This window comes from Achromobacter sp. JD-1, assembly GCF_038594925.1.
Taxonomy (GTDB): Bacteria; Pseudomonadota; Gammaproteobacteria; order Burkholderiales; family Burkholderiaceae_B; genus Achromobacter; species Achromobacter spanius_C.
On sequence record NZ_JBCGCS010000003.1, the window covers coordinates 69,914 to 94,882 of the forward strand.

Consider the following 24,969-nt stretch of genomic DNA (forward strand, 5'->3'; position numbering starts at 1 on the left):
CCAAGCGCCCGAAGAAGGCTTAATAACGAGTCAGTAGTATCCCCGCGTGGCGGAAGACCGTCACTAGGGAAGTGCGACCGCGCCCTCCGGCTTTTGGGAAGGAGCGCGGCACGTAAGGGGTCGTCCCAATGGGCGGCCATGGCCGTGTAATGAAACACGGTTCAACTGAACAGACACAAGGAAGCAACAATGCCCCGTCGTCGCGAAGTACCCAAGCGCGAGATTCTGCCCGATCCCAAGTTCGGCAGCGTCGAGCTCGCCAAGTTCATGAACGTCGTCATGCTGGACGGCAAGAAGGCCGTCGCCGAGCGCATCGTCTACGGTGCCCTCGAGCAAGTGCAAACCAAGACCGGCAAAGAGCCGATCGAAGTTTTCAGCCTGGCGATCAACAACATCAAGCCGATCGTCGAAGTGAAGAGCCGCCGCGTTGGCGGTGCCAACTACCAAGTGCCGGTTGAAGTGCGCCCCGTGCGCCGCCTGGCCCTGGCTATGCGTTGGCTCCGTGAAGCCGCCAAGAAGCGTGGCGAGAAGTCGATGGATCTGCGTCTTGCTGGCGAACTGATCGACGCCGCCGAAGGTCGTGGCGCCGCGATGAAGAAGCGCGAAGACACGCACAAGATGGCAGAGGCCAACAAGGCCTTCAGCCATTTCCGCTGGTAATTTAAGGACTAATCCACCATGGCCCGCAAAACCCCGATCGAGCGCTATCGCAACATTGGTATCTCTGCGCACATCGATGCAGGGAAAACCACCACGACCGAACGTATCCTGTTCTACACCGGCGTCAATCACAAGATTGGCGAAGTGCATGATGGCGCAGCCACCATGGACTGGATGGAACAAGAGCAAGAGCGTGGCATCACCATTACGTCGGCAGCTACGACGGCGTTTTGGCGTGGCATGGCGAAGAACTATCCCGAACACCGCATCAACATCATCGACACCCCGGGTCACGTGGACTTCACCATTGAGGTGGAACGTTCCATGCGCGTCCTGGACGGTGCTTGCATGGTCTATTGCGCGGTGGGTGGCGTTCAGCCGCAGTCCGAAACCGTGTGGCGCCAAGCCAACAAGTACGGCGTGCCGCGTCTGGCCTTCGTCAACAAGATGGACCGCACCGGCGCCAACTTCTTCAAGGTCTATGACCAGTTGAAGAACCGCCTGCGCGCCAATCCCGTGCCGATCGTGATTCCGATTGGTGCCGAAGACACGTTCCAAGGCGTGGTCGACCTGGTCAAGATGAAGGCGATCATTTGGGACGAAGCCAGCCAAGGCATCAAGTTCGACTACCACGATATTCCCGCCGAGCTGGAAGGCCTGGCCAACGAATGGCGTGAAAAGCTGGTTGAAGCCGCCGCCGAGTCGTCGGAAGAGCTGATGAACAAGTACCTGGAAACGGGTGCATTGGACGAAGCCGAAATCAACCTGGCCATCCGCCAACGCACCATCGCTGGCGAAATCCAGCCGATGCTGTGCGGCACCGCCTTCAAGAACAAGGGCGTGCAGCGCATGCTGGACGCGGTCATCGACTACCTGCCTTCGCCCGTGGATATTCCCGCGGTTGACGGTCAGGACGACGAAGGCAATCCCATCACGCGCGAAGCTGACGACGGCGAGAAGTTCTCGGCGCTGGCATTCAAGCTGATGAGCGATCCGTTCGTGGGTCAACTGACCTTCGTGCGCGTCTACTCGGGCGTCCTGAAGTCGGGCGATACGGTCTACAACCCCATCAAGGGCAAGAAGGAACGTATCGGTCGCATTCTGCAGATGCACGCGAACAACCGCGAAGAAATCAAGGAAGTGTTGGCAGGCGACATCGCCGCCGTGGTGGGTCTGAAAGACGTGACCACCGGCGAAACGCTGTGCGACACCGACTCCCACATCCTGCTCGAACGCATGATTTTCCCCGAGCCCGTGATTTCGCAGGCCGTGGAACCGAAGTCGAAGGCTGACCAGGAAAAGATGGGTCTGGCGCTGTCGCGTCTGGCTCAGGAAGATCCGTCGTTCCGCGTGCGCAGCGACGAAGAATCCGGCCAAACCATCATTTCCGGTATGGGCGAGCTTCACCTGGAAATTCTGGTCGACCGCATGAAGCGTGAGTTCGGCGTTGAAGCCAACGTCGGCAAGCCGCAAGTGGCCTACCGTGAAACCATCCGCAAGACCTGCGACGAAGTTGAAGGCAAGTTCGTCAAGCAGTCGGGCGGTCGTGGCCAGTACGGTCACGTGGTGCTGAAGGTTGAACCCTTGGCTCCTGGCGGTGGCTACGAATTCGTGGACGCCATCAAGGGCGGTGTGGTTCCTCGCGAATACATCCCCGCGGTGGACAAGGGCATCCAGGAAACGCTGCCTTCGGGCGTGTTGGCTGGCTACCCGATCGTCGACGTCAAGGTCACGCTGTTCTTCGGTTCGTACCACGATGTGGACTCGAACGAAAACGCGTTCAAGATGGCCGGCTCCATGGCATTCAAGGAAGGTCTGCGCAAGGCCAGCCCCGTGCTGCTGGAACCGATGATGGCCGTTGAAGTCGAAACGCCGGAAGACTACGCTGGTACCGTGATGGGCGATCTGTCCTCGCGTCGCGGCATGGTCCAAGGCATGGACGACATGGTCGGTGGCGGCAAGACCATCAAGGCTGAAGTGCCCCTGGCCGAGATGTTCGGTTACGCCACGAACCTGCGTTCGTTGACGCAAGGTCGTGCCACGTACACGATGGAATTCAAGCATTACTCCGAGGCTCCCAAGAACGTCGCTGACGAAGTCATCGCCGCTCGGGCCAAGTAAATAACCCTGGTCAGGTCCACCCATCCGGGTGGCCTGGCAGATTCAAGTTTCCTTGAAAGTTAAAGGATAGAGATCATGGCAAAAGGCAAGTTTGAACGTACCAAGCCGCACGTGAACGTGGGTACGATTGGTCACGTTGACCACGGCAAAACGACGTTGACGGCAGCTATCACGACCGTTCTGTCGAACAAGTTCGGTGGCGAAGCCAAGGGCTACGACCAGATCGATGCGACTCCTGAAGAAAAGGCTCGCGGCATCACGATCAACACCGCTCACGTCGAGTACGAAACGGAAGCGCGTCACTACGCTCACGTTGACTGCCCGGGCCACGCTGACTATGTGAAGAACATGATCACGGGCGCGGCGCAAATGGACGGCGCGATCCTGGTTGTGTCGGCCGCTGACGGCCCGATGCCGCAAACGCGTGAACACATCCTGCTGAGCCGCCAAGTTGGCGTGCCGTACATCATCGTCTTCCTGAACAAGGCTGACATGGTTGACGACGCCGAGCTGCTCGAGCTGGTGGAAATGGAAGTTCGCGAACTTCTGTCGAAGTACGACTTCCCGGGTGATGACACCCCGATCGTCAAGGGTTCGGCCAAGCTGGCGCTGGAAGGCGACAAGGGCGAACTGGGCGAGCAAGCCATCATGGCTTTGGCCGCTGCACTGGATTCGTACATCCCGACGCCCGAGCGCGCCGTGGACGGCACGTTCCTGATGCCGGTTGAAGACGTGTTCTCGATCTCGGGTCGTGGCACGGTGGTTACCGGCCGTATCGAACGCGGCATCGTGAAGGTCGGCGAAGAAATCGAAATCGTGGGCCTGGTGCCGACGGTCAAGACGACTTGCACGGGTGTTGAAATGTTCCGCAAGCTGCTCGACCAAGGTCAAGCTGGCGACAACGTGGGCATTCTGCTGCGCGGCACCAAGCGTGAAGACGTCCAGCGTGGTCAAGTGTTGGCCAAGCCGGGTTCGATCACGCCGCACACGGACTTCACGTCCGAGGTGTACATCCTGTCCAAGGAAGAAGGCGGCCGTCACACTCCGTTCTTCCAAGGCTATCGTCCCCAGTTCTACTTCCGCACGACGGACGTGACGGGCACGATCGAGCTGCCGGCCGACAAGGAAATGGTTCTGCCGGGCGACAACGTGGCCATGACGGTCAAGCTGTTGGCTCCGATCGCCATGGAAGAAGGCCTGCGTTTCGCCATCCGTGAAGGCGGTCGTACCGTCGGCGCCGGCGTCGTCGCCAAGATCCTGAAGTAATTCGGATCACTTAAGCAGCAAACAACCAGCGAGGGCGCCTCGTCGCCTTCGCCTCTCGTTCTTTAGGAAACGCCATGAAAAACCAAAAGATCCGTATCCGCTTGAAAGCTTTCGATTACAAGCTGATCGATCAATCGGCCGCTGAAATCGTCGACACCGCCAAGCGTACCGGCGCCGTTGTCCGCGGCCCGGTGCCGCTGCCCACGCGTATCCGTCGCTACGACGTCCTGCGTTCGCCGCACGTCAACAAGACGTCGCGTGACCAGTTCGAAATCCGTACGCACCAGCGCCTGATGGACATCGTTGATCCCACCGACAAGACCGTTGACGCCCTGATGCGTCTGGACCTGCCGGCCGGCGTCGACGTCGAAATCGCGCTGCAGTAAGGCGAACCGAGCCTGCTACCTTCGCCGGTAGGCTCGTAAAGAATGGCCGTATTCCCCAGGGAATGCGGCCATTTTGTTTTGCGACGTAGCCTGCGGCCGAGGTGTTCAGATCACCACCGGCTCCACGGCATTGCAGATGGCTCGCACCAGGCTGTAGACGGTCAAGGACGAGGTCTTCGGGTTTGCGGCCAAGGGCTTGCCGCGCATCGTCAGTTCAAATTCGCCGAACGCACCCCTGGCGTGAACGTGATGCACGTTGTCCTGCACATCGGGGTCCGCCAACAGACGCACACGGGTATGGTCCAGCCCAAGCCCGGCCAGCGCAAGCGTGGCTGCCACGTTGGCATTTTTCGGATACGTGGCCGCCGCTTCGCGCGCGGTGCCTTCGAAAATAACCGTAGCGCCGCGGCCCAGCGATGCCAGATCGAACTGCTTGTCCGCTGGCGTGCCGGTCCAGGCAAGCGGTGGTTTGCGGCCGGTGTACACCACCTCGTCCAGACCCCCATGCCGTGCCGCAGCCAGCGCATCAATGGCGCCGATCGCGCCGGACAGCAGTTGCACGCGCGCCTGGCCGGCGCGCGCGGCTTGTTCCAACTCTTCAATGAGCCCCGGTGCCGCCAAGGCGCCTACTGAGGCGACGACGCAAGGGATCCCCGCGCGCAGGGCGGGCAACACATGTTCGACGATGGCGCCGTGGCCGGCGCATTCCACCAGCAAGTTCGGGCGCGTGGGCGCCGCGTCAAGACTGGCGTGAATGGTGGCCTGCGGCGCCCAGGGCTGGATGCGCTGGCGCGCATCGTCCAGGTGCGATGCGGGCACAAGCACCGTGGTCACCGCCAAGTCAGTACGGCTGGCAAGCAACTCCAGCGCGGCAACGCCGATTGCGCCGCAGCCCACCATGGCTATCTTCAACATCGGTACATCCTCAAATTGGTACGGGTTCAGGGTCAGGTCCTTCCAGAGACGACGTTGTGCTCTGCCAATGGCGGTACATAATCGAGCGAGGCGGACAGTTCATTCGCAGCGGCGCATACCGCGTGGATGACGGAGGCTTCGTCGATGGTCGGTTCTTCAGGGCTTAGGGTGGGGATGGTGACGCCCAACGCAGCGATGACTCGGCCGCTGGCATCGCGCACGGGCGCCGCAATGCTGCCGACGATAGCTTCATAGAAGCCGCGTTCAATCACATAGCCTCGCGCCAGATCTTTCTGAAGCAAGGCGTGCAGCGCCGGCACGCTGCGTGGCGTGTGCGCTGAGTGCGGCGGCAAGGGATCGGCGCCATAAAGATCAAAAAGTTCGGGCAGGGAAAGGTCGCACATGACAGCCCGGCCAAGCAGCGTTGCATGGGTCGGCAGGCGGGTGCCGACGAAGACCGTGCTGACGAAGGGCGTGGGCGCGGAGACCTTGGCGACGACGACCGCCGAGCGGCGGTCGCGCACCACCAGATTGGTGGAATAGCCGGTAGCGTCACGCAGGCGTTCCAACAACGGCCGGCCCAGGTCGGTGAGTTCCAGCGACGCCAGATACTCAAAGCCCAGGCGCAGCACGGCCGTATCCAGCCTGTACGCCGCGCCGCCATCGGCCTTGCGGACGAAACCCAGGGTCTCGAGCGTGTTCAACATCCGGAACACGGTCGAGCGTGGAATGTTCAACCGGCGCGCCAATTCCGGGGCGCCCAGCACACGATCTTGACGGCTGAACTCGCCCAGTAGCCGCAAGCCTCGCTCAAGCGCCGGTACGGTGTAGCGCTTGTCTTGCATCACGTTGGGGTCTTCAAGCAAAGGGGAGCTCCGACTTGACGCCGCCGTTCCTGGCCGAGCCGCGCACGATCTCGGCGACTTGTGCAGGGCGCTCGATATGGCAGGCGTGGCCCGCGCCGTCGATCAGTGCAAACGAAGCGTGCCAGGCTTGTGCCACGGTTTGGCCTTGAGCGGCTGGCGTGATGACGTCGAGCTCGCCCACCCGCACGTCCACCGGCATGGCGGGTGCTGGACGGGACAGGAGGTCGCTGTTGCACAGGAGGCTGACCGCTTGGCGGTAACCGGTCGGCGAAATCTGGCGCATGTTCCAGCTCGCCCATTCCCGCATGGCCGGCGTCGCCGCATTCGATAGCAATGCAGCAGCCCGTTGCGCGGCGATGCCCTCGATGCCTTCTGCCTCCAATAAGGTCAAGCGGCGCGTGCGTACGGCCTCGCGTTGTGCCTCGTCATGGCTTGCGTACCCTTGGGCGGGACTGAGCAGCACCAGCCGCCGAATCGCTACCCGCGCGTTGCCGGCCCCGCGCGCCGCATAAGCGCCCGCCACGATGGCGCCAAGGGAATGGCCCACGAGCACGCATTCCGACACCTCCGCATGCGCCAGCAACTGATGCAAGGCGTCGGCGTAATCGTCGGCCGACGGATGCGCCTGGGGCAGCGGCGTGGAACCGGCATAGCCTGGCGCGTTCCAGGCGATGACACGAAACCCGTCTCGCAACATCAGCGCGACATCCAGCCAGCAGCCGGCGGCAGACCCGATGCCGTGCAGCAAAACCACGGCGGGGCCGGTGCCCGAGCTTCGGTAGGTGAGGGTGCCGATCGCCGAGGGCGCCTGGTGCAAAGGGAAGCCTTTATCCAGGTCTTCAAGTCGGGCGGACAGGGCGCGCGTCGGGTCGGGCCCCAGGGCAGATCCCGTTGGCGACACGGAAGAAGTGAGTGCAGTGGGCATACGGGTAATCCCGGGAATGGTTTTTGATGCAGCGCAATTATACTGCGTTCGTCTCATTTGCAAATCAACGTTTCACCAATAAAACGTATGCCACGCCGATTTTGCAACGGCCGGGCAGCAGCGCCAGCCGCCCGGCCCTAACGCGTGGAAGTACAAACCCAGGGGAATACCAGCATGACTCAGTACTCGCCGCGCCGTGCGGTTTCCGTCGGCCTCGCCGTCGCCTTCGCCAGCCTGGCGCCCATCGCCACCCATACCGTGCACGCGGCGCCGGCCGTGGAGGCATCGTCCATCACCCTCTACGGCCTGATTGACATGGGCTTCCGGTCGGACACCAATGACCACGCCACCAAGCTCAGTGTCGACAGCGGTATTTCGAGTCAATCGCGGTGGGGCCTGCGCGGGGTAGAGGACCTGGGCAATGGCCTGGCAGCTACATTCCAGTTGGAAAGCGGCTTCAACGGCGACAACGGCACCAACACACAAGGCCGGCTGTTCGGCCGCCAGGCCACGGTCGGATTGAAGGGCGGATTCGGCGAGGTACGGGTGGGACGCCAAGTGGTGTTCGGCTATGCATGGACGCCGTTTGTCGCCAGCCCGTTCGGCGTGTCGTGGTCGCGCAATTCGATCGGCAATACCTTTGGCTATAAATCGGGCGACTTCGGCGTCGACGGCCGCATCAGCAATTCCGTCCTGTACTTCACGCCAGCCTGGAATGGGCTCGAGGCGGGCATCGGCTACAGCTTTTCGCCCGATGCGGAGCAGGGCTTCCGGACGGCTGACAATGACCGCGTGGTGACGGCCGGCCTGCGCTACGGCCACGGCCCGCTGAAGCTGGCCGCCACCTACGAGCAACTGAACGCGTCGAACCTGACCCCAGCACGCCGCGACGCCAAGAACCTGCAGTTGGCCGCCGCTTACGATTTCGAGATCTTGAAGCTGCACGCCGGCTACAACGAACAGCGCGACATCAATCTGAACCCCGCGCCCGGCTACGTCGCCGCCGGTGGCGACCGCGACCGCGTCTACACGTTCGGCGTCAGCGTTCCGGTTGGTCGCGGCCGCGTCATGGCCAGCTACCAACACGCCGTGCTTTCCCAGGCATCTGGCGTTGGGGTGGCCTACCAGCACTACCTGTCCAAGCGCACGAACCTGTACGTGCTCTTCAACGATACCGACACGCGCGACCACACCACGGGCGACGACATCAGCCGTCGCCAGTTTGGCGTCGGCATCCAGCACTCGTTCTGATCGCAATCCCCGTCTTTTCCCGCCAGGAATGGCCTGGCCGAACGTGACCAAAAGGAAACGCCATGAATGCTGCACCCCAAAACCACGACATCCCCGTTCCCGAGCAGGAGAACCCCCAATTCGCCAGTTGGAAGCGCCCGAAGGACAAGACGCTGGGCGAATGGATGGAGACTCGGGTCGCCCGCCGCGCGACGCGGTCCTACGACTGGAACGCGCTGGGCTGGCAGGCCGAAGTCGACCCCGTCTATCGCCGTGCGCAAACGCGCTACATCGGCACCGGCGCGGCTGGCGTGCGCGACGACCAGAACTCGATTCCGGCCGAGCACTTCACGTTCTCCACGATGGTGCTGCCCGCCGGCTGCGAAGGTCCCATGCACGTACACCCCGATGTCGAAGAGGCCTTTTTCATCCTGCGCGGCCACAACATCCGCTTGTTCCTGGAATACCAGGGCGAGACCTTCGAAACCGTGCTGGGCGAACGCGATGTGATCTCGGTGCCGCCTGGCATCTATCGCGGGCTGCGTAACGAAGGCCAGGAGGAAGCGCTGATGTGCGTGATGCTGGGCGCGAACCGCCCGGACCTGCCGGACTATCCCGCCGACCATCCGATCGCCATCGCCAAGGCGGAGCGTAAGCGCGCTGCGGCAGCGGCGAAGGCGTGATGCGTGTGTCTCGCAGTATCTGCCGTAACGAGCCCCCGAATTTAGCCCCTGTATGAAGTCCCCGTTTGGAGACCCCTTGATGAATCGCAGATCTTTCCTGGGGGCGGCCGCCGGCATGGCGGGCGCCCTGATGTTGCCCGCGGCGGGTGCGGTGCATGCCGCACCGGGCGGCAAATTCACGTTCCTGACGCCGTTCACGCTGTCCTTGGCATTCGCGCCTGTGCTGTATGCATCGGCATCTGGCAAGTTCAAGGCGCAAAGCCTGGACCTGCGCGTGGAAGTCGGCCGTGGCGCGGCGCAAGCCGTGCAACTGGCCGCCGCAGGCCAGGTCAACGCCGGCCGCACGGGCGCCGCGAACTATATGTCGGCCCGCGCGCAAGGCAACTCCGACGTCGTCGCCTTCGGCACCATTGCCCAGATTTCGCCCTTCGTCGTAGTGTCCGCCGAGCGCGCGCCAATCACGGACGCGCGCGATCTGGCCGGCAAGATCGTCGGGCTGGCCTCGTTCGGGGGCTCGATGGAAGCGACCTTGAACCTGATGCTGGCGCATGCTGGGGTGGACCCGAAGTCGGTGCGCCGTGAACGCGTGGCCGACGGCCCCGCCTCGTTCGCGATGATTGAGGCCGGCCGCCTGCATGCGTTCTTTGGCAATACCAGCACGGTGTCGCGTTTGCGGGCGCAAAAGCTGGCAATCTCGGTCATGCATGCCGACGACGGCGTACCCGGCCAGGTCTATGTGGCGCGCGAAAGCGAACTGGCGGCAAACCGTGACGGCTATGTCGCCTTCACTCGGGGCGTGGTGCAAGCCGTGAGGGAACTGGCCGCAATGGATGACGCAGCGCTGCTGCAAGCCATTGCGCTGATGGGGGGCGCGTTCGATATCCCTGGTATCGACAAAACGGATATCGCGCTGCAAGACCTGCGCGGCAACCGCGAACTGTGGCTGAGCCATGGCGCCGAGCAGGCGGTGCGCAACGATCCCAAGCAATGGCAGGAAGGCAGCAAGCTGCTGCTGGACGCCGGCCTGATGCGCGCGACCGATCGCAAGCTCTATACCAACGACATCTGGGAGAGTGCCGTTGCCTGACGCTCTATCCATAGCGCCGGCGGTGGATGCCGGCACGGCGATCGTCCGCTTCGTCGACGTCACCAAGAAATTCAAGACCGACTCGGGCGTAACCATCGCCTTGCAGGGAGTGAACCAACATATCGCGCCGGGTGAGTTCGTGGCCATCATCGGGCCGTCCGGCTGCGGCAAGTCCACCCTGCTGCGGCTGTTGTGCGGTTTGGAATCGCCCAGCGAAGGCCAGATCGACTGGCCGGGGCGGGGCGCTTCCAACCCGGTTCGTTTCGGCGTCGCCTTTCAAGAGCATCGTCTGCTGCCATGGCTGAATATCGAGCAGAATGTGGCGCTGCCCAAGCTGATGACTACGGGGGCTACGCGCGCCGACTTGGAGCGCGCTCGCCAGTTGTGCGCCATGGTCGGCCTTGGCGGATTCGAAAAGCGCAATCCGTCGGAGCTATCGGGCGGCATGCGCCAGCGTGCCTCGTTCGCGCGGGCGTTGTTCTCAACCCCCGAGTTGCTGCTGCTGGATGAGCCCTTCGGTGCGTTGGATGCACTGACTCGCGAGCAGATCATTGCGGACGCCGAACGCATCTGGATGCGCGAGGGCTTCGCGGCGTTCCTGATTACTCACTCGATCAGCGAGGCCGTGCATCTGGCCGACCGCGTCATTGTCATGTCTGCCCGTCCGGGCCGCGTGGCGGCGGAGATCCGCGTGGATCTGCCGCGTCCGCGCACCGAGCAGCGCGAACACCCCGACTATGCTCGGCTGTGCGCCGAACTGCGCAAGCACCTGGAGATCTGAATGAAACGCTTCGCCATTCAACTCTGTTCCGTGGTGGTGTTCTTTGTCCTGTGGAAAAGCTATGTGACGCTTTTTGACGTGTCGCCGCTGGTGCTGCCGCCGCCCGAGGACGTGCTGGCCGCGCTGGTGCAGTTGATGCAGCGGCCCGATACCTATTTCCACATCTATACGACGCTGGCCGAATGCCTGGGCGGGTTCGTGATCGCGGTGGTGTTGGGCACATTGATCGGCCAGGTGCTGGGCAGGGTCGAGCTGCTGGACACGATCTTCAAGCCGTTCGTCGTCGCCTTGCAACTGACGCCCAAGGTCGCGCTGATTCCGCTCTTTATCCTTTGGTTTGGTTTTGGCATCGAATCCAAGATCGTGATCTCGGCCTTGATGGCGTTCTTTCCCGTGTTTGCCAATAGCTATCTGGGAGCGAAATCGGTCGACACTGGCCTGGTCGAAGTCTTCCAGGTGGGCAACGCGACCGGCCGCCGCCGTTTCCGCCTGTTGGTGATACCGGCGTCGCTGCCTTATATATTGACGGGCATGGAGATGGCGATCGTGTTGTCCATCATTGGCGCGGTGGTGTCGGAGTTCGTGGCCGGCTCGCGCGGGTTGGGCTACCTGGCCACCGTCAAGTTGCAGGACATGGAGGTCGACACGCTATTCGCCGTGGTACTGCTGCTGGCCATGATCGGCTTTGTGCTCTACTTCGCGGTGGGTTCGCTGCGCAAGGTGCTGATCCCCTGGCACGAGTCCGGCAGGGCCAGGAAGGGGGCTTGACTCATGGCCTTGAGGCGCGCTGTCTCTCGGTAAGCGGTCACTTACTGTCCCAAGGGCGCCCTGTTCGCGGGGCTGCCTGTTGGGCAATCCAATCGGGAACCCGTCCGGTAACCGATTCGGCCCGTTTGAAGTGTGGCAAAACAGCCCACTTCCCCACGCCCAAAGCGGGCTAAGTGCTTGTGCCGCCTGAAAAAATCATGCTAATATGCCAAGCTTGCCATTTTGTGGCGAGTCTAACTATGGGCGGATTAGCTTGAATTGCTCCTTTGCTGCAAGGCAAAGAAGTCGCTAGAGGTAATACCAACCAGGTTGAACATAGTCGTAGGGCAAAGGCCGTTACCTTTTGCCTGATTAGCCCTGACCAATCGCAGTCAGGAATGGAGAAAACGATGTCGAATTCGACACCCACGCCCGCCGCTCACCGGCTGGGGCTGGTGGGTCGCAAGGTCGGCATGACCCGCATTTTTACCGAGGAAGGTGAATCCATCCCGGTAACCGTGCTGGACGTGTCTAACAACCGCGTGACCCAAGTTAAGTCGCTGGAAACCGACGGCTACGCCGCGATCCAGGTGGCTTATGGCACTCGTCGTGCCTCGCGTGTGGCTCAGCCGCAAACGGGCCACTACGCCAAAGCCGGCACTGAAGCCGGTAGCATCCTCAAAGAATTCCGCCTTGATCCCGCTCGCGCTGCTGAATTTGCAGCCGGTGCCGTGATCGCCGTGGAATCCGTGTTCGAAGCCGGCCAACAGGTCGACGTGACGGGCACGACCATTGGTAAAGGCTTCGCCGGTACCATCAAGCGTCACCACTTCGGTTCGCAACGCGCGTCGCACGGTAACTCCCGTTCGCACCGCGTCCCGGGCTCGATTGGCCAAGCTCAAGATCCGGGTCGCGTGTTCCCGGGTAAGAAGATGGCTGGTCACCTGGGTGATGTCACCCGCACCGTTCAAAACCTCGACGTCGTTCGCGTTGACGTTGAGCGTGGCCTGCTGCTGGTCAAGGGCGCTGTCCCCGGCCACGCTGGCGCCGACATCGTCGTGCGCCCGGCCATCAAGGCCCCGGCCAAGAAGGGAGCGTAAGTAAATGGATCTCAAGCTCCTGAACGACCAAGGTCAGGCCGCTGCTACGTTCAGCGCGCCCGATACGATCTTCGGCCGTGACTTCAACGAAGCACTGATTCATCAGATCGTGGTGGCTTTCCAAGCCAATGCCCGTGCCGGCAACCGCGCTCAGAAGGATCGTGCCGAAGTTAAGCACTCGACCAAGAAGCCCTGGCGCCAGAAGGGTACCGGCCGCGCACGCGCTGGTATGACTTCGTCGCCGCTGTGGCGTGGCGGTGGTCGGATTTTCCCGAACTCGCCCGAAGAGAACTTCAGCCAGAAGGTCAACAAGAAGATGTACCGCGCCGGGATCCGTTCGATCTTGTCGCAACTGGCTCGTGAAGACCGTATCGCCGTTGTCGAATCGTTTGATCTGGAATCGCCCAAGACCAAGGCTGCTGCTGCAAAGCTGAAGAGCCTGGGCCTGGACTCGGTCCTGATCATCACCGACAGCGTTGATGAGAATGTTTACCTCGCCACCCGCAACTTGCCGCACGTTGCTGTTGTCGAGCCCCGTTATGCCGATCCGTTGTCGCTGGTCCACTACAAGAAAGTGCTGATCACCAAGCCGGCCATCGCTCAACTCGAGGAGATGCTGGGATGAACGCTGAACGCTTGATGCAAGTCATTCTGGCTCCGATCGTGACCGAAAAGGCCACGTTCGTCGCTGAGAAGAATCAGCAAGTCGCTTTCCGTGTCGTGGCTGACGCTACCAAGCCGGAAATCAAGGCTGCCGTCGAACTGCTCTTCAAGGTGCAGGTCGAGTCCGTGCAGGTCCTCAACCGTAAGGGCAAAGTCAAGCGCTTTGGCCGATTCGTTGGCCGTCGCCGTAATGAGCGCAAGGCTTACGTGTCGCTCAAGGACGGCCAGGAAATCGACTTTGCGGAGGTGAAGTAAATGGCCCTCGTAAAAGTTAAGCCGACTTCGGCTGGCCGCCGTGGCATGGTGAAGGTTGTTAGCCCGAACCTGCACAAGGGTGAGCCCTACGCGCCGCTGCTGGAAAAGAAGACCCGTGGTTCTGGCCGTAACAACAACGGTCACATCACGATCCGTCACCGTGGTGGTGGTCACAAGCAACACTACCGTGTCGTCGACTTCCGTCGCGACAAGGACGGTATCCCGGCAAAGGTCGAGCGTCTGGAATATGACCCCAACCGTACGGCGCACATTGCACTGCTGTGCTACGCCGACGGCGAACGTCGTTACATCATCGCTCCGCGTGGTCTGGAAGTGGGTGCTACCTTGCTGTCGGGCACCGATGCTCCGATCCGCGCTGGTAACACGCTGCCGATCCGCAACATCCCGGTGGGTACGACGATTCACTGCGTCGAAATGCTGCCTGGCAAGGGTGCTCAAATGGTCCGTTCGGCCGGCGCTTCCGCCGTCCTGCTGGCTCGCGAAGGCATCTACGCTCAGGTTCGTCTGCGCTCGGGTGAAGTTCGCCGTGTGCACATCGAATGCCGCGCCACCATTGGTGAAGTCGGTAACGAAGAACACAGCCTGCGCCAAATCGGCAAGGCCGGTGCAATGCGTTGGCGTGGTATCCGCCCGACGGTTCGTGGCGTTGCCATGAACCCGGTGGATCACCCGCACGGTGGCGGCGAAGGCCGTACCGGTGAAGCACGCGAGCCGGTCAGCCCGTGGGGCACCCCGGCGAAGGGTTTCAAGACCCGTCGCAACAAGCGGACGAACAATATGATCGTCCAACGGCGCAAGCGCAAGTAAGAGGCGAACACTATGTCACGTTCGATCAAGAAAGGCCCGTTTGTCGATGCTCACCTGATCAAAAAGGTGGACACGGCCGTCGCGGGCAAAGACAAGAAGCCGATCAAGACCTGGTCGCGTCGTTCCACGATCCTGCCCGAGTTCATCGGCCTGACGATCGCGGTCCACAACGGCAAGCAACATGTTCCCGTGTACATCAACGAGAACATGGTCGGTCACAAGCTGGGCGAGTTCGCGCTGACCCGTACGTTCAAGGGCCACGCTGCGGACAAGAAGGCGAAGAGGTAAGCGATGGAAACTACTGCCATTATCCGTGGGGTGCACATCTCGGCACAGAAGACCCGTCTGGTTGCGGACTTGATCCGTGGTCAGAAGGTCGGTCGTGCCCTGGAAATCCTCACCTTCTCGCCGAAGAAGGCTGCCGTCATCCTGAAGAAGGCTGTCGAGTCCGCCATCGCCAACGCCGAGCACAACGACGGCGCCGATATCGACGAACTGAAAGTCACCACGATTTTTGTGGACAAGGCTCAGTCGATGAAGCGCTTCTCCGCTCGCGCCAAGGGCCGCGGCAACCGTATCGAGAAGCAGACCTGCCATATCACGGTCAAGGTCGGAGCTTAAGGAGTCACGATGGGTCAGAAAATTCACCCCACTGGGTTCCGTCTCGCGGTCACCCGTAATTGGTCCTCGCGTTGGTTCGCCGACGACAAGGCCTTCGGCACGATGCTTGCCGAAGACATTCGCGTTCGCGAGTACCTGAAAAAGAAGCTCAAGAGCGCCTCCGTTGGTCGCGTGATCATCGAGCGTCCGGCCAAGAATGCCCGCATCACCGTCTACTCGGCTCGTCCGGGCGTGGTGATCGGCAAGCGCGGCGAAGACATCGAAAACCTGAAGGCTGATCTGCAGCGTCTGATGGGCGTGCCCGTGCACGTCAACATCGAGGAAATCCGCAAGCCGGAAACCGACGCTCAACTGATCGCCGACTCGATTTCGCAACAGCTCGAGAAGCGCATCATGTTCCGTCGCGCAATGAAGCGCGCGATGCAAAACGCGATGCGTCTGGGTGCCCAAGGCATCAAGATCATGAGCGCGGGCCGTCTGAACGGTATCGAAATTGCTCGCACCGAGTGGTATCGCGAAGGCCGTGTGCCGCTGCACACCCTCAAGGCCAATATTGACTACGGCACCTCCGAAGCCCACACCACGTATGGCGTGATCGGCATCAAGGTCTGGGTCTATAAGGGCGACATGCTGGCTAACGGCGAATTGCCGCCGGAAACCGCTACCCCGCGCGAAGAAGAACGTCGTCCGCGCCGCGCTCCGCGTGGTGATCGTCCGGACGGTGCTCGCACCGGTCGTCCGGGTGGCCGTGGTCGTGGTGGTCCCCGCAAGGCGGACGCTGCTCCGGCGCCTGAAGGAGAATAACCATGCTGCAACCCTCTCGCAGAAAGTATCGCAAAGAGCAGAAGGGCCGCAACACCGGTCTGGCGACTCGTGGTACCCACGTGTCGTTCGGCGAATTCGGTCTGAAGGCCACCGGCCGTGGCCGTCTGACCGCTCGCCAGATCGAAGCCGCTCGTCGTGCTATCAATCGTCACATCAAGCGTGGCGGCCGTATCTGGATTCGCATTTTCCCGGATAAGCCCATCTCGCAAAAGCCCGCCGAAGTCCGCATGGGTAACGGTAAGGGTAATCCTGAGTACTGGGTCGCTGAAATTCAGCCCGGCAAAGTGCTCTACGAAATGGAAGGTGTGAGCGAAGAGATCGCGCGTGAAGCTTTCCGCCTGGCCGCTGCCAAGCTGCCGATTTCGACCACGTTCGTCGCGCGTCATATCGGTGCTTAAGGAGTACTAACATGAAAGCTAGCGAACTCCGTTCGAAAGACGCCGCCGAGCTCGGCAAAGAGCTCGAAAGCCTGCTGAAGGCACAATTCGGTCTGCGTATGCAGAAGGCCACGCAGCAACTGGCCAACACCAGCCAGCTGCGCAACGTGCGTCGCGACATTGCGCGCGTTCGTACCTTGCTGACCGAGAAGGCAGGGAAATAAACATGAGCGAAACTCAAAACACCCAAGTGGCCAAGCGCCAGCGTACGCTGGTTGGCAAGGTCGTCAGCAACAAGATGGACAAGACTGTCGTTGTGCTCGTTGAGCGCCGCGTCAAGCACCCCATCTTCGGCAAGATCATCATGCGTTCCGCGAAGTACAAGGCGCACGATGAATCGAACCAATACAACGAAGGCGATACGGTTGAAATCGCTGAAGGCCGTCCCATCTCGCGCTCGAAGTCGTGGCGTGTGGTGCGTCTGGTTGAAGCCGCACGTATCATCTAAGTGATGCAGTCATCGGAACGGTTCGCCGTTCTGATATAAAACGGCAAGGGCTAAACCCCTTGCCGTTTTTTTTCGTCCTTGAGATCTATGTCGATGCGGGTCAGGAACATCATGCGCAGTACCGTACGGGCCTATGTGCTTGTCGCCGCCTTGTGCTTGGCTGGTACCGCCGCCGCGCAAGCGTTGGACGCGGGCGCAGGTAACGGCCCGGCGCCACCACCCGATGACGCCCGTGCCGGTAAGAACGTCTTGAACGCCGGGCCCGAGCCTCGCGTGAAGCTGCCTCCCGGGTCCCGCGACCACGCCGCCATATTCGGATCGGATGACGACGACGAGCAGGCGTTGGCCTCGCAGGAACAGACGCTGGAAAATCAGCGCAATCAACTGCTATTGCTGGAGCGCCTGTTCACTCAGAAGCCGGCCAGCGCCGCTGGAACTGCGCCGGCCATGATGCCGCTGAATACGGGTTCGACGATGCGGCCCTTGCAGCCTACGCCGGCCGGCTCGCAGCTTGACCGAGGCAAGATCGAAGAGATGCAGCGGCGCGTCGACAGCCTCCGGCGCGAGGCGGACACGTTGCGTCAAAGCGGAAAGTGACCGTCGCTGCGGTTGCTGCCTGGTCCTTGCCGTCTTTGAAACGCAGCGTAGCCATTATCGGCGCAAGCGTTGTTACACCCCCCCGTGGCTCCTGATATAAATCCTGTCAGCGCAACCATTGCGCTGACAATTCTGACCACAGGAGTGGCAATTATGATCAGGTCCGCGGGCAAGCTTGGCGTTGCAGGTTTCATGGTGTTGGCGGGCGCGGGTTTCTCAACATCCGCAAGCGCTCAGAGCATTGTTTTCAAGGATGTGGAGATCTCTCGGCCAATCCACGACAGCGTACTGGTCGTTGGGAGCGATAGTCGGGCGCGCGCCGGCATGGAAGTCCGGGAGTTGCAGAGAACGATGGATGAGGTCCGCGACCAAACACGTACATTGGACGGCCTGAAGAACGAGAACCGCGCGCTGCAACGCAAGGTGGACGATCAGGAGAAAAAAATCGCTGCATTGGAGCGCAAGCAAAGCGATAGCAACCGAAGTAGCAGTACCAGCAACAACAACAGCGCAAACGAGCGTCAGTTCAGCGCGATGCAGCGGCAGATTGATCAGTTGAGCCGCGACCTGGATCGCATACGCAGCAAGGTGAAGTAAGGCGACAAGCCTCGCGCGCGGCATGGTGGGCATGCCAGCGCGCGCAGGCGTTTTTGGGTGTTAGCGCCGCCGCGCGAACTCCCTCAATCGCCCCGCGATTCCCGTCGGAAAGTAATACACCGACACCACGAACAGAATCCCCAGCCATAGCAGCCAGCGGTCAGGTTCAAACAGCAGCGCCAATGGCGCAACGCCCGTCACCGCGTCGTGGATGACTTGCAGGCCGTCTTGCAGATAGCTTTGCGCGAACACGAACAGGCTGGCGCCCACCACCGCGCCATACATCGTCCCCATGCCGCCTATCACCAGCATCAGCAAGATATTCAGCATGATCTCGAACGACAGCGTGGTGTCCGGGCCGTTGTAGCGTAGCCAAAGCGCGTACAGCGCGCCGGCCAGCGTGGCGAACGCGGCGGCAAGCAGGTTCGACAGGCTGCGGTACAGCACGGTGCGATAGCCGATGGCCTCGGCGCGGAAAGGATTTTCGCGAATGGCCTGAAGCACCCGGCCGAAGGGTGAATTGACGATGCGCAGCAGCATCAGGAACAACACCACGCAGACCGCGGCGATCAGGTAGTACGTGATGATCCGGCCGTCGATCGTGACGCCGAAGACGGGTTCGGAGAAGGGCCGGAACGCCGGCCGCAACAGTTGCGGCACCTTGAAGTTCAGGCCGTCTTCGCCGCCTGTCAGGTCCGACAGTTGCGACACCAGCGTCTGGAACGCGGCGGCGACCGCCAGCGTGATCATCGCGTAGAAAATGGCGCGCACCCGCAGGCTGGCCAAGCCGATCAGCAAGGCAAATGCCAGCGACACCGCTAGGCCCGCGCCCACCCCCGCGAATATCGCCGTCCACCCCGGTTCCATCCGGATGCTGGCGATCGCCACACCATAGGCGCCAACGCCGAAGAACATGGTGTGCGCAAAACTTACGATGCCGGTGTAGCCCAAGAGCAGGTCATAGCTGGCAACCAGGATGACGAACACCAGGATCTTGGCGGCCACCGCCAGCGATTTGGGGCCGGGAAAGAGGAAGGGCGCGGTAGCGAGCAAGGCGACGATGGCAATCAGCGCTAGCGCCAGCAGCGGGCTGCGGGGCGGGTCGCCGGAGAGCAGGCGGAATGACATGTCTGGGCTCCTAGCGGTTCGTGACCGGATACACGCCTTGCGGGCGCCACAACAATATGGCGACCATCAGCGCGATGTTCGAGAACAGGGCCGCCTTGGGAAGCAGGAATCCCGTGTAGTTGGCCATCAAGCCGACCAGCAACGCACCGATCAGGCAGCCGACCGTCGAACCCAGGCCTCCGATCATGATGACGATGAAGATAAGCACGTTCACCTGTGCCCCCAGTTGCGGCACGATCGACTGCTGGTACATGCCCCACAGCACGCCGCCCAGCCCCGCCAGCATCGACCCCGCGACGAATACGCCCACGAACAGATGGCGGATCCGGTAGCCCAGGCTCTCGACCATTTCGCGGTCTTCGACGCCCGCGCGGATCAACAGCCCCAGCTTGGTACGGTTCAGCAGCCACAGCATGCCACCCAGCACCAGCAGGCCGACCGCCAAGGCAACGATACGAAATTTCTCGATGGCCGCATCGCCCAGCAGGAATGCGCCACGCAGCGCCTCGGGCAGCGGTAGCGACAGGGTTTGCGGACCCCAGATCATCTTGATGATCTCTTCACCAATGATCATGCCGCCCATCGTGATCAGGATCTGCTTCAGATGCTGGCCATACACGGGCCGCACGATCACACGTTCGAAGGCCAGGCCGACGGCGCCCGCCACCAACATGCCCACAATCATGGCCGGCAGTACGGCGGCCAGGTTGATCCACAGGCTGCCCGTTTGGGTCCAGTCGGACATCGCTCCCAGCACGGTCGCGGCCATGTAGGCGCCAATGGCGATGAACAGGCCGTGGCCAAAGTTCAGGACGTCCATCAGCCCGAACACCAGCGTCATGCCGGACGCGACGATGAAGATGATCATGCCCATTGCCAGGCCCGCCAGCGTCAGCGTGATCCAGGTGGAGAACGAGCCCACCAAGGGCAGCGCCAGCGCGGCCAGCGCCAGCACCAGCAGAACCGGGCGCAGATCCGCCCGGTCGCGCGGCAAGGGGGTATCGATATCCAGCGTGTTCATTGATGGCTTCCCAGCGACAGGCCCAGCAGCCGCGTCTGTAGTGCGTCGTCTTGCGCCAGCGCTTGCATGCCGCCCGCATGGACGACACGGCCGTTGTCCATGACGGCGACATGGTCGCCGACCCGCCGCGCGAAGTTGAAGTTCTGTTCGACCAGCAAAATGGTGGTGGACGCTTGCTTGAGTTCAAGAAAGGCGTCGATCATGTTCTGGATGATGGCGGGCGCGAGGCCCTTGCTGGGCTCGTCGATCAGCAGCAGCCGGCGCGGCTCGATGATGGCGCGCGCCACCGCCAGCATCTGCTTTTGTCCGCCTGAGAGCTTGCCGGCCGGGTGCAGCCAGAACTTCCGTAGCGCGGGGAAGAACCCGAATATCCATTCCAGCCGGCCCGTGTCGAGCTGATCCGCGTTCTTGGCCTGACGCGCGGCCAGCAGAATGTTCTCTTTCACGGACAGGTCCGCAAAGATCCCCATGTTCTCGGGCACGTAGGCCATGCCCATGCGCGCCATGTCGGGTGGTGACTTGCGCGTTGCCGACCCACCGATGGGCGTGCCTTCAAACGTCACCTGACCTTGTGACGCGCGCCACAAACCCATGATGGTGCGTAGCGTGGTGGTCTTGCCGGAGCCATTGCGGCCCAGCAGCATGGTGACGGCCGAAGCCGGTACCGAAAGGTCCACCCCATGCAGGATGTGATACGCACCAATGTGCGTGTGCACGTCCTTCAGTTCAAGCAGCAGGGGCGCGCTCATGCAGGCTTCTCCGTGGGGGCGACGCCCAGGTACGCCTGCTGCACGATGGGCGACGCGATGACGGCGGCGGGGTCGCCATCGGCCATCAGTTGGCCGTTATGCAGCACGACGATGCGGTCGGCAAGTTCGCGCACGACGTCCATCTTGTGTTCAACCAGCAGTATCGTTTTTGTCGGGTCGTTCTTTATCTCTCGGATCAGTTCAAGCACCACTGGCACGTCGTCCACGCTCATGCCCGCCGTGGGCTCATCGAACATGAAGACCTGTGGCTCCAGCGCGATCAGCATGGCGATTTCCAGTTTGCGCTGATCGCCATGCGGCAGGTCGGCAGCAGCCTGGTCGCGGCGTGCCGACAGGCGGGTGCGCTCAAGCAGCTCATCCGCGCGCGCCAGCAGGGTCCGGTCGTCATCCCACGTTCGCCAGAAGCGGATCTGGCGCCAGCTCATGCCTTGCTGTCGGGATTGCAGCGCCAGCCGTACGTTCTCGTGCACGGACAGACGCGGAAACAACTGCGTCAACTGAAACGCGCGACCCAGCCCCGCATGCATGCGCGCGGGGGCGGATAGCGAGGTCAGGTCGTGCCCATTCAAGCGCACCGAACCCGTGCTTGCGCGCAACTGGCCGGAGATCAGATTGAAGTACGTGGTCTTGCCCGCGCCGTTCGGGCCAACGATGGCCGTCAGCGTGCCGGGCGCAAAGCCACAACTGACGTCGTTGACGGCCACGTGCCCGCCGAAACGGATGGTGAGCGATTGGGTTTCAAGCATTGCGGCGGTCGACCTTCAGCGCTTGTTCTGAATGGGCACGTTCATCTGGTCGGGTGTGATTTCCTTGACCAGATCCTGCACGGCCCATGGCACCGACGGATCGTTCTTGATGCGGAAGTGGTACATCGACTGCATGGCCTGGTGGTCTTCGGGGCGGAAGGTCATCTTGCCCTTGGGGGTATCAAAGCTCATGCCTTCCATGGCCTTGATCAGCGTGTCCGTGTCCGAATTGCCCGCAGTCTTGTTCAGCGCCGCCGCGATCGCGATGCCGGCGGACATGCCACCCGCCGTGAAGAAGTCGGGCGGTTGCCCGTAGCGCTTCTGGTGTTCAGCCACAAGCCAATCGTTGACGGGATTCTTCGGAATGCCGTAGTAGTAATACGTGGCGCCTTCCATGCCGGCCAAGGACTTCAGCGGCGTCATTGCGGCCAGCGTGTTGCCACCGGTGGCGATTTCGATGCCGAAGCGCTTGGGGTCCAGGTCCGCGATCTTGAACGGGTTGCCGGCGCCCGCCCACAGGATGAAGATGATCTTGCGCCCGGGCTTGTCCTTCAGCGCATCGAACAGGCGTTGTGCGCCCGCAGTGAAGTCGGTGGCGTTGGCGGGCAGGTATTCCTCGTGGACGATCTTGGCGTTCTTCAGCGCGCCCTTGAAGGCTTTCACGCCGTCTCGTCCGAAGGCGTAGTCCTGCGCCAGCATGGCGATGGACGTGCCAGCCTGGTCGAACGCAACGGCGTTGGCGATGGCGTCCTGCGACGAATTGCGGCCGGTGCGGAAGATGTACTTGTTCCACTTGGCTCCGGTGATGGAGTCCGCCACGGCGGGTTCGACCAGCAGGATCTTCTCGTACTCTTCAGCGATGGGCAGCATGGCCAGCGCGACACCAGACGAGGTCGGGCCGACGGCGATGTCGGCGTTGTCGTCCGCATAGGCCGAGGCCAGCTCCGCGCGGGCGACGTCCGGCTTGCCCTGGTTGTCTTTTTCGATAACGCGGATCTTGCGGCCAGCCACGGTCATCGTGCCTTGCGTGGCGTATTCCAAGCCCAGCATCAGGCCGGTCTGCGTCTGCTTGGCGTAGGCTTCCAACGGCCCGGTCTTGTCGTAGACATGGGCCACGACAAAGTCCTTGGCGGCCACGGCCGAGTTCATGCAAAGGGCCGCCAGTGCGGCCAGCAAAATGCGATTCATGGAAAGTCTCCTGTTATCTGTGGGCGCGAGCGCCCGCCATATTGTCCGGCGTGGCAAGGAATTGGCGGATGGCGTCGATCTGCGGCGCCACGTTCAAGGCGGGGGCATGGCCGCAGTCGGGGAAGTCGATGCGTGTGGCGCGTGGGCCGCGTTGCGTCATGGCGTGGGCGACTTCTGGCAGCAGCAGGTCGGAGTCGGCGCCGCGCAAGAGCAGCAAGGGCATGCGTAGCGTGTCGTAGCTGCTCCAGCGGTTGTAGTCATCGGGATGGTGCTTGAATTGGCCCACGATGGCGGGGTCGTAATGCGCCGTGAAGCGGCCATCGGGCAAGCGCCGAACCGAGGTCTCGGCCATGCGCCGCCATTGCGCGTCGCTCTGCCAGCCGTAAGGCTTGTAGGCCACACGCAGCCACGCCTCCAGTTCGGTGACGGTGTCGAACGCGGGCGGGTTGCCCGCGTAGGCAAGGATGCGGTCGATGGCGGGTTGGGGTAGTTCGGGGCCAATGTCGTTGACAACCAGGTGCGAGATACGGTCGCGCAAGGTGGTGGCGGCGGCGTGCATGCCGGTTGCGCCGCCCATCGATGTGCCGACCCAACGCATGCGCGCAAGCGATAGGCCCTCGGCCAGCGCGAGCGCCAGACGCGCGTAGAAATCCAGCCGGTATTCAGACACCGGGTCGGGACTCCATTGCGAGAGGCCGCGGCCGATCGTATCCGGGCAGATGATGCGGTAGTCGTTCGCCAGCGCTTGTGCCAGGTCGTCGAAATCACGGCCGGTACGGGCCAGGCCGTGCCACATGACGATGGGGGGCGCATCCGGCGCGCCCCATTCCATGTAGTGCAGTTCACGGCCCTCGCAGCGCAAATAGCGCGAAACCGGCTTGTGGCGGTCGGCCATTGCGGGCGCGTTTGCCATGAGTCTCCTCCCGGGTTGTCCAGGTTGTGTGCTTATCGGGCTGACTATAGACTTGCGCCAGACGCATCCACAATGCGCCGCGCACCCCAGAGCAGGGTGAGTCAAGAGCTTGTAGACGCAAGATCAAATTGCGCTTGCCGCCGCGTTCAGGAGACCGAGACATGCCCGATACGGAATTCGCCATTTCGGCCACTGCGGGCGCCGATGGGCGTGAGCAATGGCGCGCTGCCTTGGCGGACGCATTCGGCCCGTTCGAGGTACACCGCGGCAAGCCGGATCATTTCGCTGGACACGTGCGCTACGCCCGCCGCGCCAGCCTGCAATTCAATGACCTGCACTACCAGGGACAGAAGCTGGAGCGAACGGCGGGAAACGTGTCGCGGCTGGATCAGGAGTTCTACACGTTCGGCCTGCCGCTGTCTGGCCCGCTTGCCGTGCGCCAGCAAGGCCGTGAATTTCAGGTCGAGCCAGGCTGTGTGTACCTGATGAACCAGAGCTTGCCTTATCAGGCAACGGCGCTAGGTTCTTCGGGCTATCGCAGCCTGAGCGTGTCGTTTCCGCGCAGCGCCTTGTCGCAGCGGGATTCGCGCATCGGTGCTTTTCACAAGCTGCGCATCGACGACGGCTCACCGCGCGGCGCGATGCTGGCCAGCTACATGGATCATCTGTTCAAAGGCATGGCAAGCTGGTCGGACGCCGAGGTGACCGAGCTTGGCGAACGCTTGATCGATTTGATCGTGCTGTTCCTGGTGCAGCCGGGGCAGGGGCATGCTTCGGAATCCGATAGCAGCGTCACCTTGGCGCATCGGCAACGCGTGCTGGCGTACATCCGGCAGCACCTGGCGGACCCCGCGCTCTCGCCGCAGCAGGTGGCGCAGGGCTGTGGCGTGTCGGTCGCTTACCTGCACCGCATTTTGCGGGCAGGGGGCCTGTCGGTGGAGTCCTTCATCTTTGATCAACGCCTGGACAAGTGCCGCGAGCTGTTGCTGGATCCGCGGCATCGCCATCGCGGCATCGCGGAACTGGCCTACCAGGTTGGGTTTACCCATCCATCGCATTTCAGCCGGCTGTTCAAGAGCCGCTTCGGCATCACGCCGCGCGATATGCGCGCCCGGAGTTAGACGAAAAAAAGCCCCTTGCGGGGCTTTTTGGCTGACGGTCGAAA

The 24,969-nt window shown here is 62.1% G+C and carries 31 protein-coding genes; 22 read left to right on the top strand and 9 right to left on the bottom strand.

What is annotated here, in order from left to right; all coding sequences use genetic code 11:
* The first annotated feature begins 189 nt into the window (after positions 1–189).
* The 4 genes from rpsG to rpsJ all read left to right on the top strand — a co-directional run bounded on the left by rpsG (position 190) and on the right by rpsJ (position 4,433).
* Positions 190–660 (top strand): 30S ribosomal protein S7, encoded by a 471-nt coding sequence (rpsG, locus tag WBR68_RS05905; RefSeq protein ID WP_050450091.1) that lies wholly within the window; start codon positions 190–192, stop codon positions 658–660.
* A gap of 18 nt (positions 661–678) precedes the next feature.
* Positions 679–2,781, top strand: coding sequence for an elongation factor G (fusA, locus tag WBR68_RS05910; RefSeq protein WP_050450090.1), 2,103 nt, complete (start codon positions 679–681; stop codon positions 2,779–2,781).
* Positions 2,782–2,856: 75 nt separating this feature from the next.
* On the top strand, positions 2,857–4,047 hold the full coding sequence (gene tuf, locus WBR68_RS05915; RefSeq protein ID WP_006221899.1) for an elongation factor Tu: 1,191 nt from the start codon (positions 2,857–2,859) through the stop codon (positions 4,045–4,047).
* A gap of 74 nt (positions 4,048–4,121) precedes the next feature.
* Complete coding sequence (rpsJ, locus tag WBR68_RS05920; RefSeq protein WP_003806903.1) at positions 4,122–4,433, top strand: 30S ribosomal protein S10; 312 nt, start codon at positions 4,122–4,124, stop codon at positions 4,431–4,433.
* 105 nt (positions 4,434–4,538) lie between these two features.
* Here the strand turns inward: rpsJ and WBR68_RS05925 are convergent, their stop codons facing one another.
* The 3 genes from WBR68_RS05925 to WBR68_RS05935 are packed head-to-tail and all read right to left on the bottom strand — an operon-like array spanning position 4,539 to position 7,139.
* Positions 4,539–5,348 (bottom strand): aspartate dehydrogenase, encoded by an 810-nt coding sequence (locus WBR68_RS05925; protein WP_230693706.1) that lies wholly within the window; start codon positions 5,346–5,348, stop codon positions 4,539–4,541.
* 32 nt (positions 5,349–5,380) lie between these two features.
* A complete protein-coding gene (locus WBR68_RS05930; RefSeq protein ID WP_050448338.1) occupies positions 5,381–6,193 on the bottom strand; it encodes an IclR family transcriptional regulator in 813 nt (270 codons plus the stop codon).
* Positions 6,194–6,206: 13 nt separating this feature from the next.
* Entirely contained in the window at positions 6,207–7,139 is a 933-nt protein-coding gene (locus WBR68_RS05935; protein WP_230693707.1) for an alpha/beta fold hydrolase, read from the bottom strand.
* Positions 7,140–7,313: 174 nt separating this feature from the next.
* Here WBR68_RS05935 and WBR68_RS05940 point away from each other — a divergent pair, with 174 nt between their 5' ends.
* The 17 genes from WBR68_RS05940 to WBR68_RS06020 all read left to right on the top strand — a co-directional run bounded on the left by WBR68_RS05940 (position 7,314) and on the right by WBR68_RS06020 (position 18,038).
* Positions 7,314–8,390, top strand: coding sequence for a porin (locus WBR68_RS05940; RefSeq protein WP_230693708.1), 1,077 nt, complete (start codon positions 7,314–7,316; stop codon positions 8,388–8,390).
* A gap of 62 nt (positions 8,391–8,452) precedes the next feature.
* Positions 8,453–9,052: a cupin domain-containing protein gene (locus WBR68_RS05945; protein ID WP_230693709.1), complete on the top strand. Its 600-nt coding sequence runs from the start codon at positions 8,453–8,455 to the stop codon at positions 9,050–9,052.
* Between the two features lie 79 nt (positions 9,053–9,131).
* Entirely contained in the window at positions 9,132–10,139 is a 1,008-nt protein-coding gene (locus tag WBR68_RS05950) for an ABC transporter substrate-binding protein (RefSeq protein WP_164741323.1), read from the top strand.
* On the top strand, positions 10,132–10,920 hold the full coding sequence (locus WBR68_RS05955) for an ABC transporter ATP-binding protein (protein WP_230693710.1): 789 nt from the start codon (positions 10,132–10,134) through the stop codon (positions 10,918–10,920). Before WBR68_RS05950 ends, WBR68_RS05955 begins: the two co-directional genes overlap by 8 nt.
* Entirely contained in the window at positions 10,921–11,688 is a 768-nt protein-coding gene (locus WBR68_RS05960; RefSeq protein WP_230693711.1) for an ABC transporter permease, read from the top strand.
* Between the two features lie 389 nt (positions 11,689–12,077).
* Positions 12,078–12,767, top strand: a complete 690-nt coding sequence (gene rplC, locus WBR68_RS05965) for a 50S ribosomal protein L3 (protein ID WP_050448287.1) — start codon at positions 12,078–12,080, stop codon at positions 12,765–12,767.
* Positions 12,768–12,771: 4 nt separating this feature from the next.
* Positions 12,772–13,392: a 50S ribosomal protein L4 gene (gene rplD, locus WBR68_RS05970; protein WP_006216558.1), complete on the top strand. Its 621-nt coding sequence runs from the start codon at positions 12,772–12,774 to the stop codon at positions 13,390–13,392.
* On the top strand, positions 13,389–13,685 hold the full coding sequence (rplW, locus tag WBR68_RS05975) for a 50S ribosomal protein L23 (protein ID WP_006216557.1): 297 nt from the start codon (positions 13,389–13,391) through the stop codon (positions 13,683–13,685). Before rplD ends, rplW begins: the two co-directional genes overlap by 4 nt.
* The gene (rplB, locus tag WBR68_RS05980) at positions 13,686–14,513 is read left to right on the top strand and encodes a 50S ribosomal protein L2 (protein WP_006216556.1); all 828 of its coding nucleotides are present in this window, start codon (positions 13,686–13,688) and stop codon (positions 14,511–14,513) included.
* 12 nt (positions 14,514–14,525) lie between these two features.
* Positions 14,526–14,801 carry a 30S ribosomal protein S19 gene (rpsS, locus tag WBR68_RS05985; RefSeq protein ID WP_006216555.1) on the top strand — a complete coding sequence of 92 codons (276 nt, stop codon included), beginning with the start codon at positions 14,526–14,528 and terminating at the stop codon, positions 14,799–14,801.
* Between the two features lie 3 nt (positions 14,802–14,804).
* A complete protein-coding gene (gene rplV, locus WBR68_RS05990) occupies positions 14,805–15,134 on the top strand; it encodes a 50S ribosomal protein L22 (RefSeq protein ID WP_006227021.1) in 330 nt (109 codons plus the stop codon).
* 9 nt (positions 15,135–15,143) lie between these two features.
* Positions 15,144–15,938, top strand: coding sequence for a 30S ribosomal protein S3 (gene rpsC, locus WBR68_RS05995; protein WP_050448288.1), 795 nt, complete (start codon positions 15,144–15,146; stop codon positions 15,936–15,938).
* 2 nt (positions 15,939–15,940) lie between these two features.
* Positions 15,941–16,357 carry a 50S ribosomal protein L16 gene (gene rplP, locus WBR68_RS06000; RefSeq protein WP_006216552.1) on the top strand — a complete coding sequence of 139 codons (417 nt, stop codon included), beginning with the start codon at positions 15,941–15,943 and terminating at the stop codon, positions 16,355–16,357.
* A gap of 11 nt (positions 16,358–16,368) precedes the next feature.
* Entirely contained in the window at positions 16,369–16,560 is a 192-nt protein-coding gene (gene rpmC, locus WBR68_RS06005; RefSeq protein ID WP_003806912.1) for a 50S ribosomal protein L29, read from the top strand.
* Positions 16,561–16,562: 2 nt separating this feature from the next.
* The gene (gene rpsQ, locus WBR68_RS06010; RefSeq protein ID WP_006216549.1) at positions 16,563–16,844 is read left to right on the top strand and encodes a 30S ribosomal protein S17; all 282 of its coding nucleotides are present in this window, start codon (positions 16,563–16,565) and stop codon (positions 16,842–16,844) included.
* A gap of 111 nt (positions 16,845–16,955) precedes the next feature.
* A complete protein-coding gene (locus WBR68_RS06015) occupies positions 16,956–17,441 on the top strand; it encodes a hypothetical protein (protein ID WP_230693712.1) in 486 nt (161 codons plus the stop codon).
* Between the two features lie 153 nt (positions 17,442–17,594).
* Positions 17,595–18,038 carry a hypothetical protein gene (locus WBR68_RS06020; RefSeq protein ID WP_050448290.1) on the top strand — a complete coding sequence of 148 codons (444 nt, stop codon included), beginning with the start codon at positions 17,595–17,597 and terminating at the stop codon, positions 18,036–18,038.
* 60 nt (positions 18,039–18,098) lie between these two features.
* Here the strand turns inward: WBR68_RS06020 and WBR68_RS06025 are convergent, their stop codons facing one another.
* Genes WBR68_RS06025 through WBR68_RS06050 form a run of 6 tightly spaced genes read right to left on the bottom strand, consistent with a single transcriptional unit; the run spans position 18,099 to position 23,804 of the window.
* Complete coding sequence (locus WBR68_RS06025) at positions 18,099–19,166, bottom strand: branched-chain amino acid ABC transporter permease (RefSeq protein WP_050448291.1); 1,068 nt, start codon at positions 19,164–19,166, stop codon at positions 18,099–18,101.
* Between the two features lie 10 nt (positions 19,167–19,176).
* Positions 19,177–20,187, bottom strand: coding sequence for a branched-chain amino acid ABC transporter permease (locus WBR68_RS06030; RefSeq protein ID WP_230693713.1), 1,011 nt, complete (start codon positions 20,185–20,187; stop codon positions 19,177–19,179).
* Positions 20,184–20,936 carry an ABC transporter ATP-binding protein gene (locus WBR68_RS06035; RefSeq protein ID WP_230693714.1) on the bottom strand — a complete coding sequence of 251 codons (753 nt, stop codon included), beginning with the start codon at positions 20,934–20,936 and terminating at the stop codon, positions 20,184–20,186. The genes WBR68_RS06030 and WBR68_RS06035 overlap by 4 nt, the downstream gene beginning before the upstream one ends.
* Positions 20,933–21,703 (bottom strand): ABC transporter ATP-binding protein, encoded by a 771-nt coding sequence (locus tag WBR68_RS06040; protein ID WP_230693715.1) that lies wholly within the window; start codon positions 21,701–21,703, stop codon positions 20,933–20,935. Before WBR68_RS06040 ends, WBR68_RS06035 begins: the two co-directional genes overlap by 4 nt.
* 15 nt (positions 21,704–21,718) lie before the next feature.
* On the bottom strand, positions 21,719–22,891 hold the full coding sequence (locus WBR68_RS06045) for a substrate-binding domain-containing protein (RefSeq protein WP_127186181.1): 1,173 nt from the start codon (positions 22,889–22,891) through the stop codon (positions 21,719–21,721).
* A 13-nt stretch (positions 22,892–22,904) separates the two neighbouring features.
* Positions 22,905–23,804 carry an alpha/beta fold hydrolase gene (locus tag WBR68_RS06050; protein WP_370641198.1) on the bottom strand — a complete coding sequence of 300 codons (900 nt, stop codon included), beginning with the start codon at positions 23,802–23,804 and terminating at the stop codon, positions 22,905–22,907.
* 161 nt (positions 23,805–23,965) lie between these two features.
* On the opposite strand from WBR68_RS06050, the gene WBR68_RS06055 reads away from it, so the two are divergent.
* Positions 23,966–24,925: an AraC-like ligand-binding domain-containing protein gene (locus WBR68_RS06055; protein WP_127186180.1), complete on the top strand. Its 960-nt coding sequence runs from the start codon at positions 23,966–23,968 to the stop codon at positions 24,923–24,925.
* Positions 24,926–24,969: the final 44 nt, after the last annotated feature.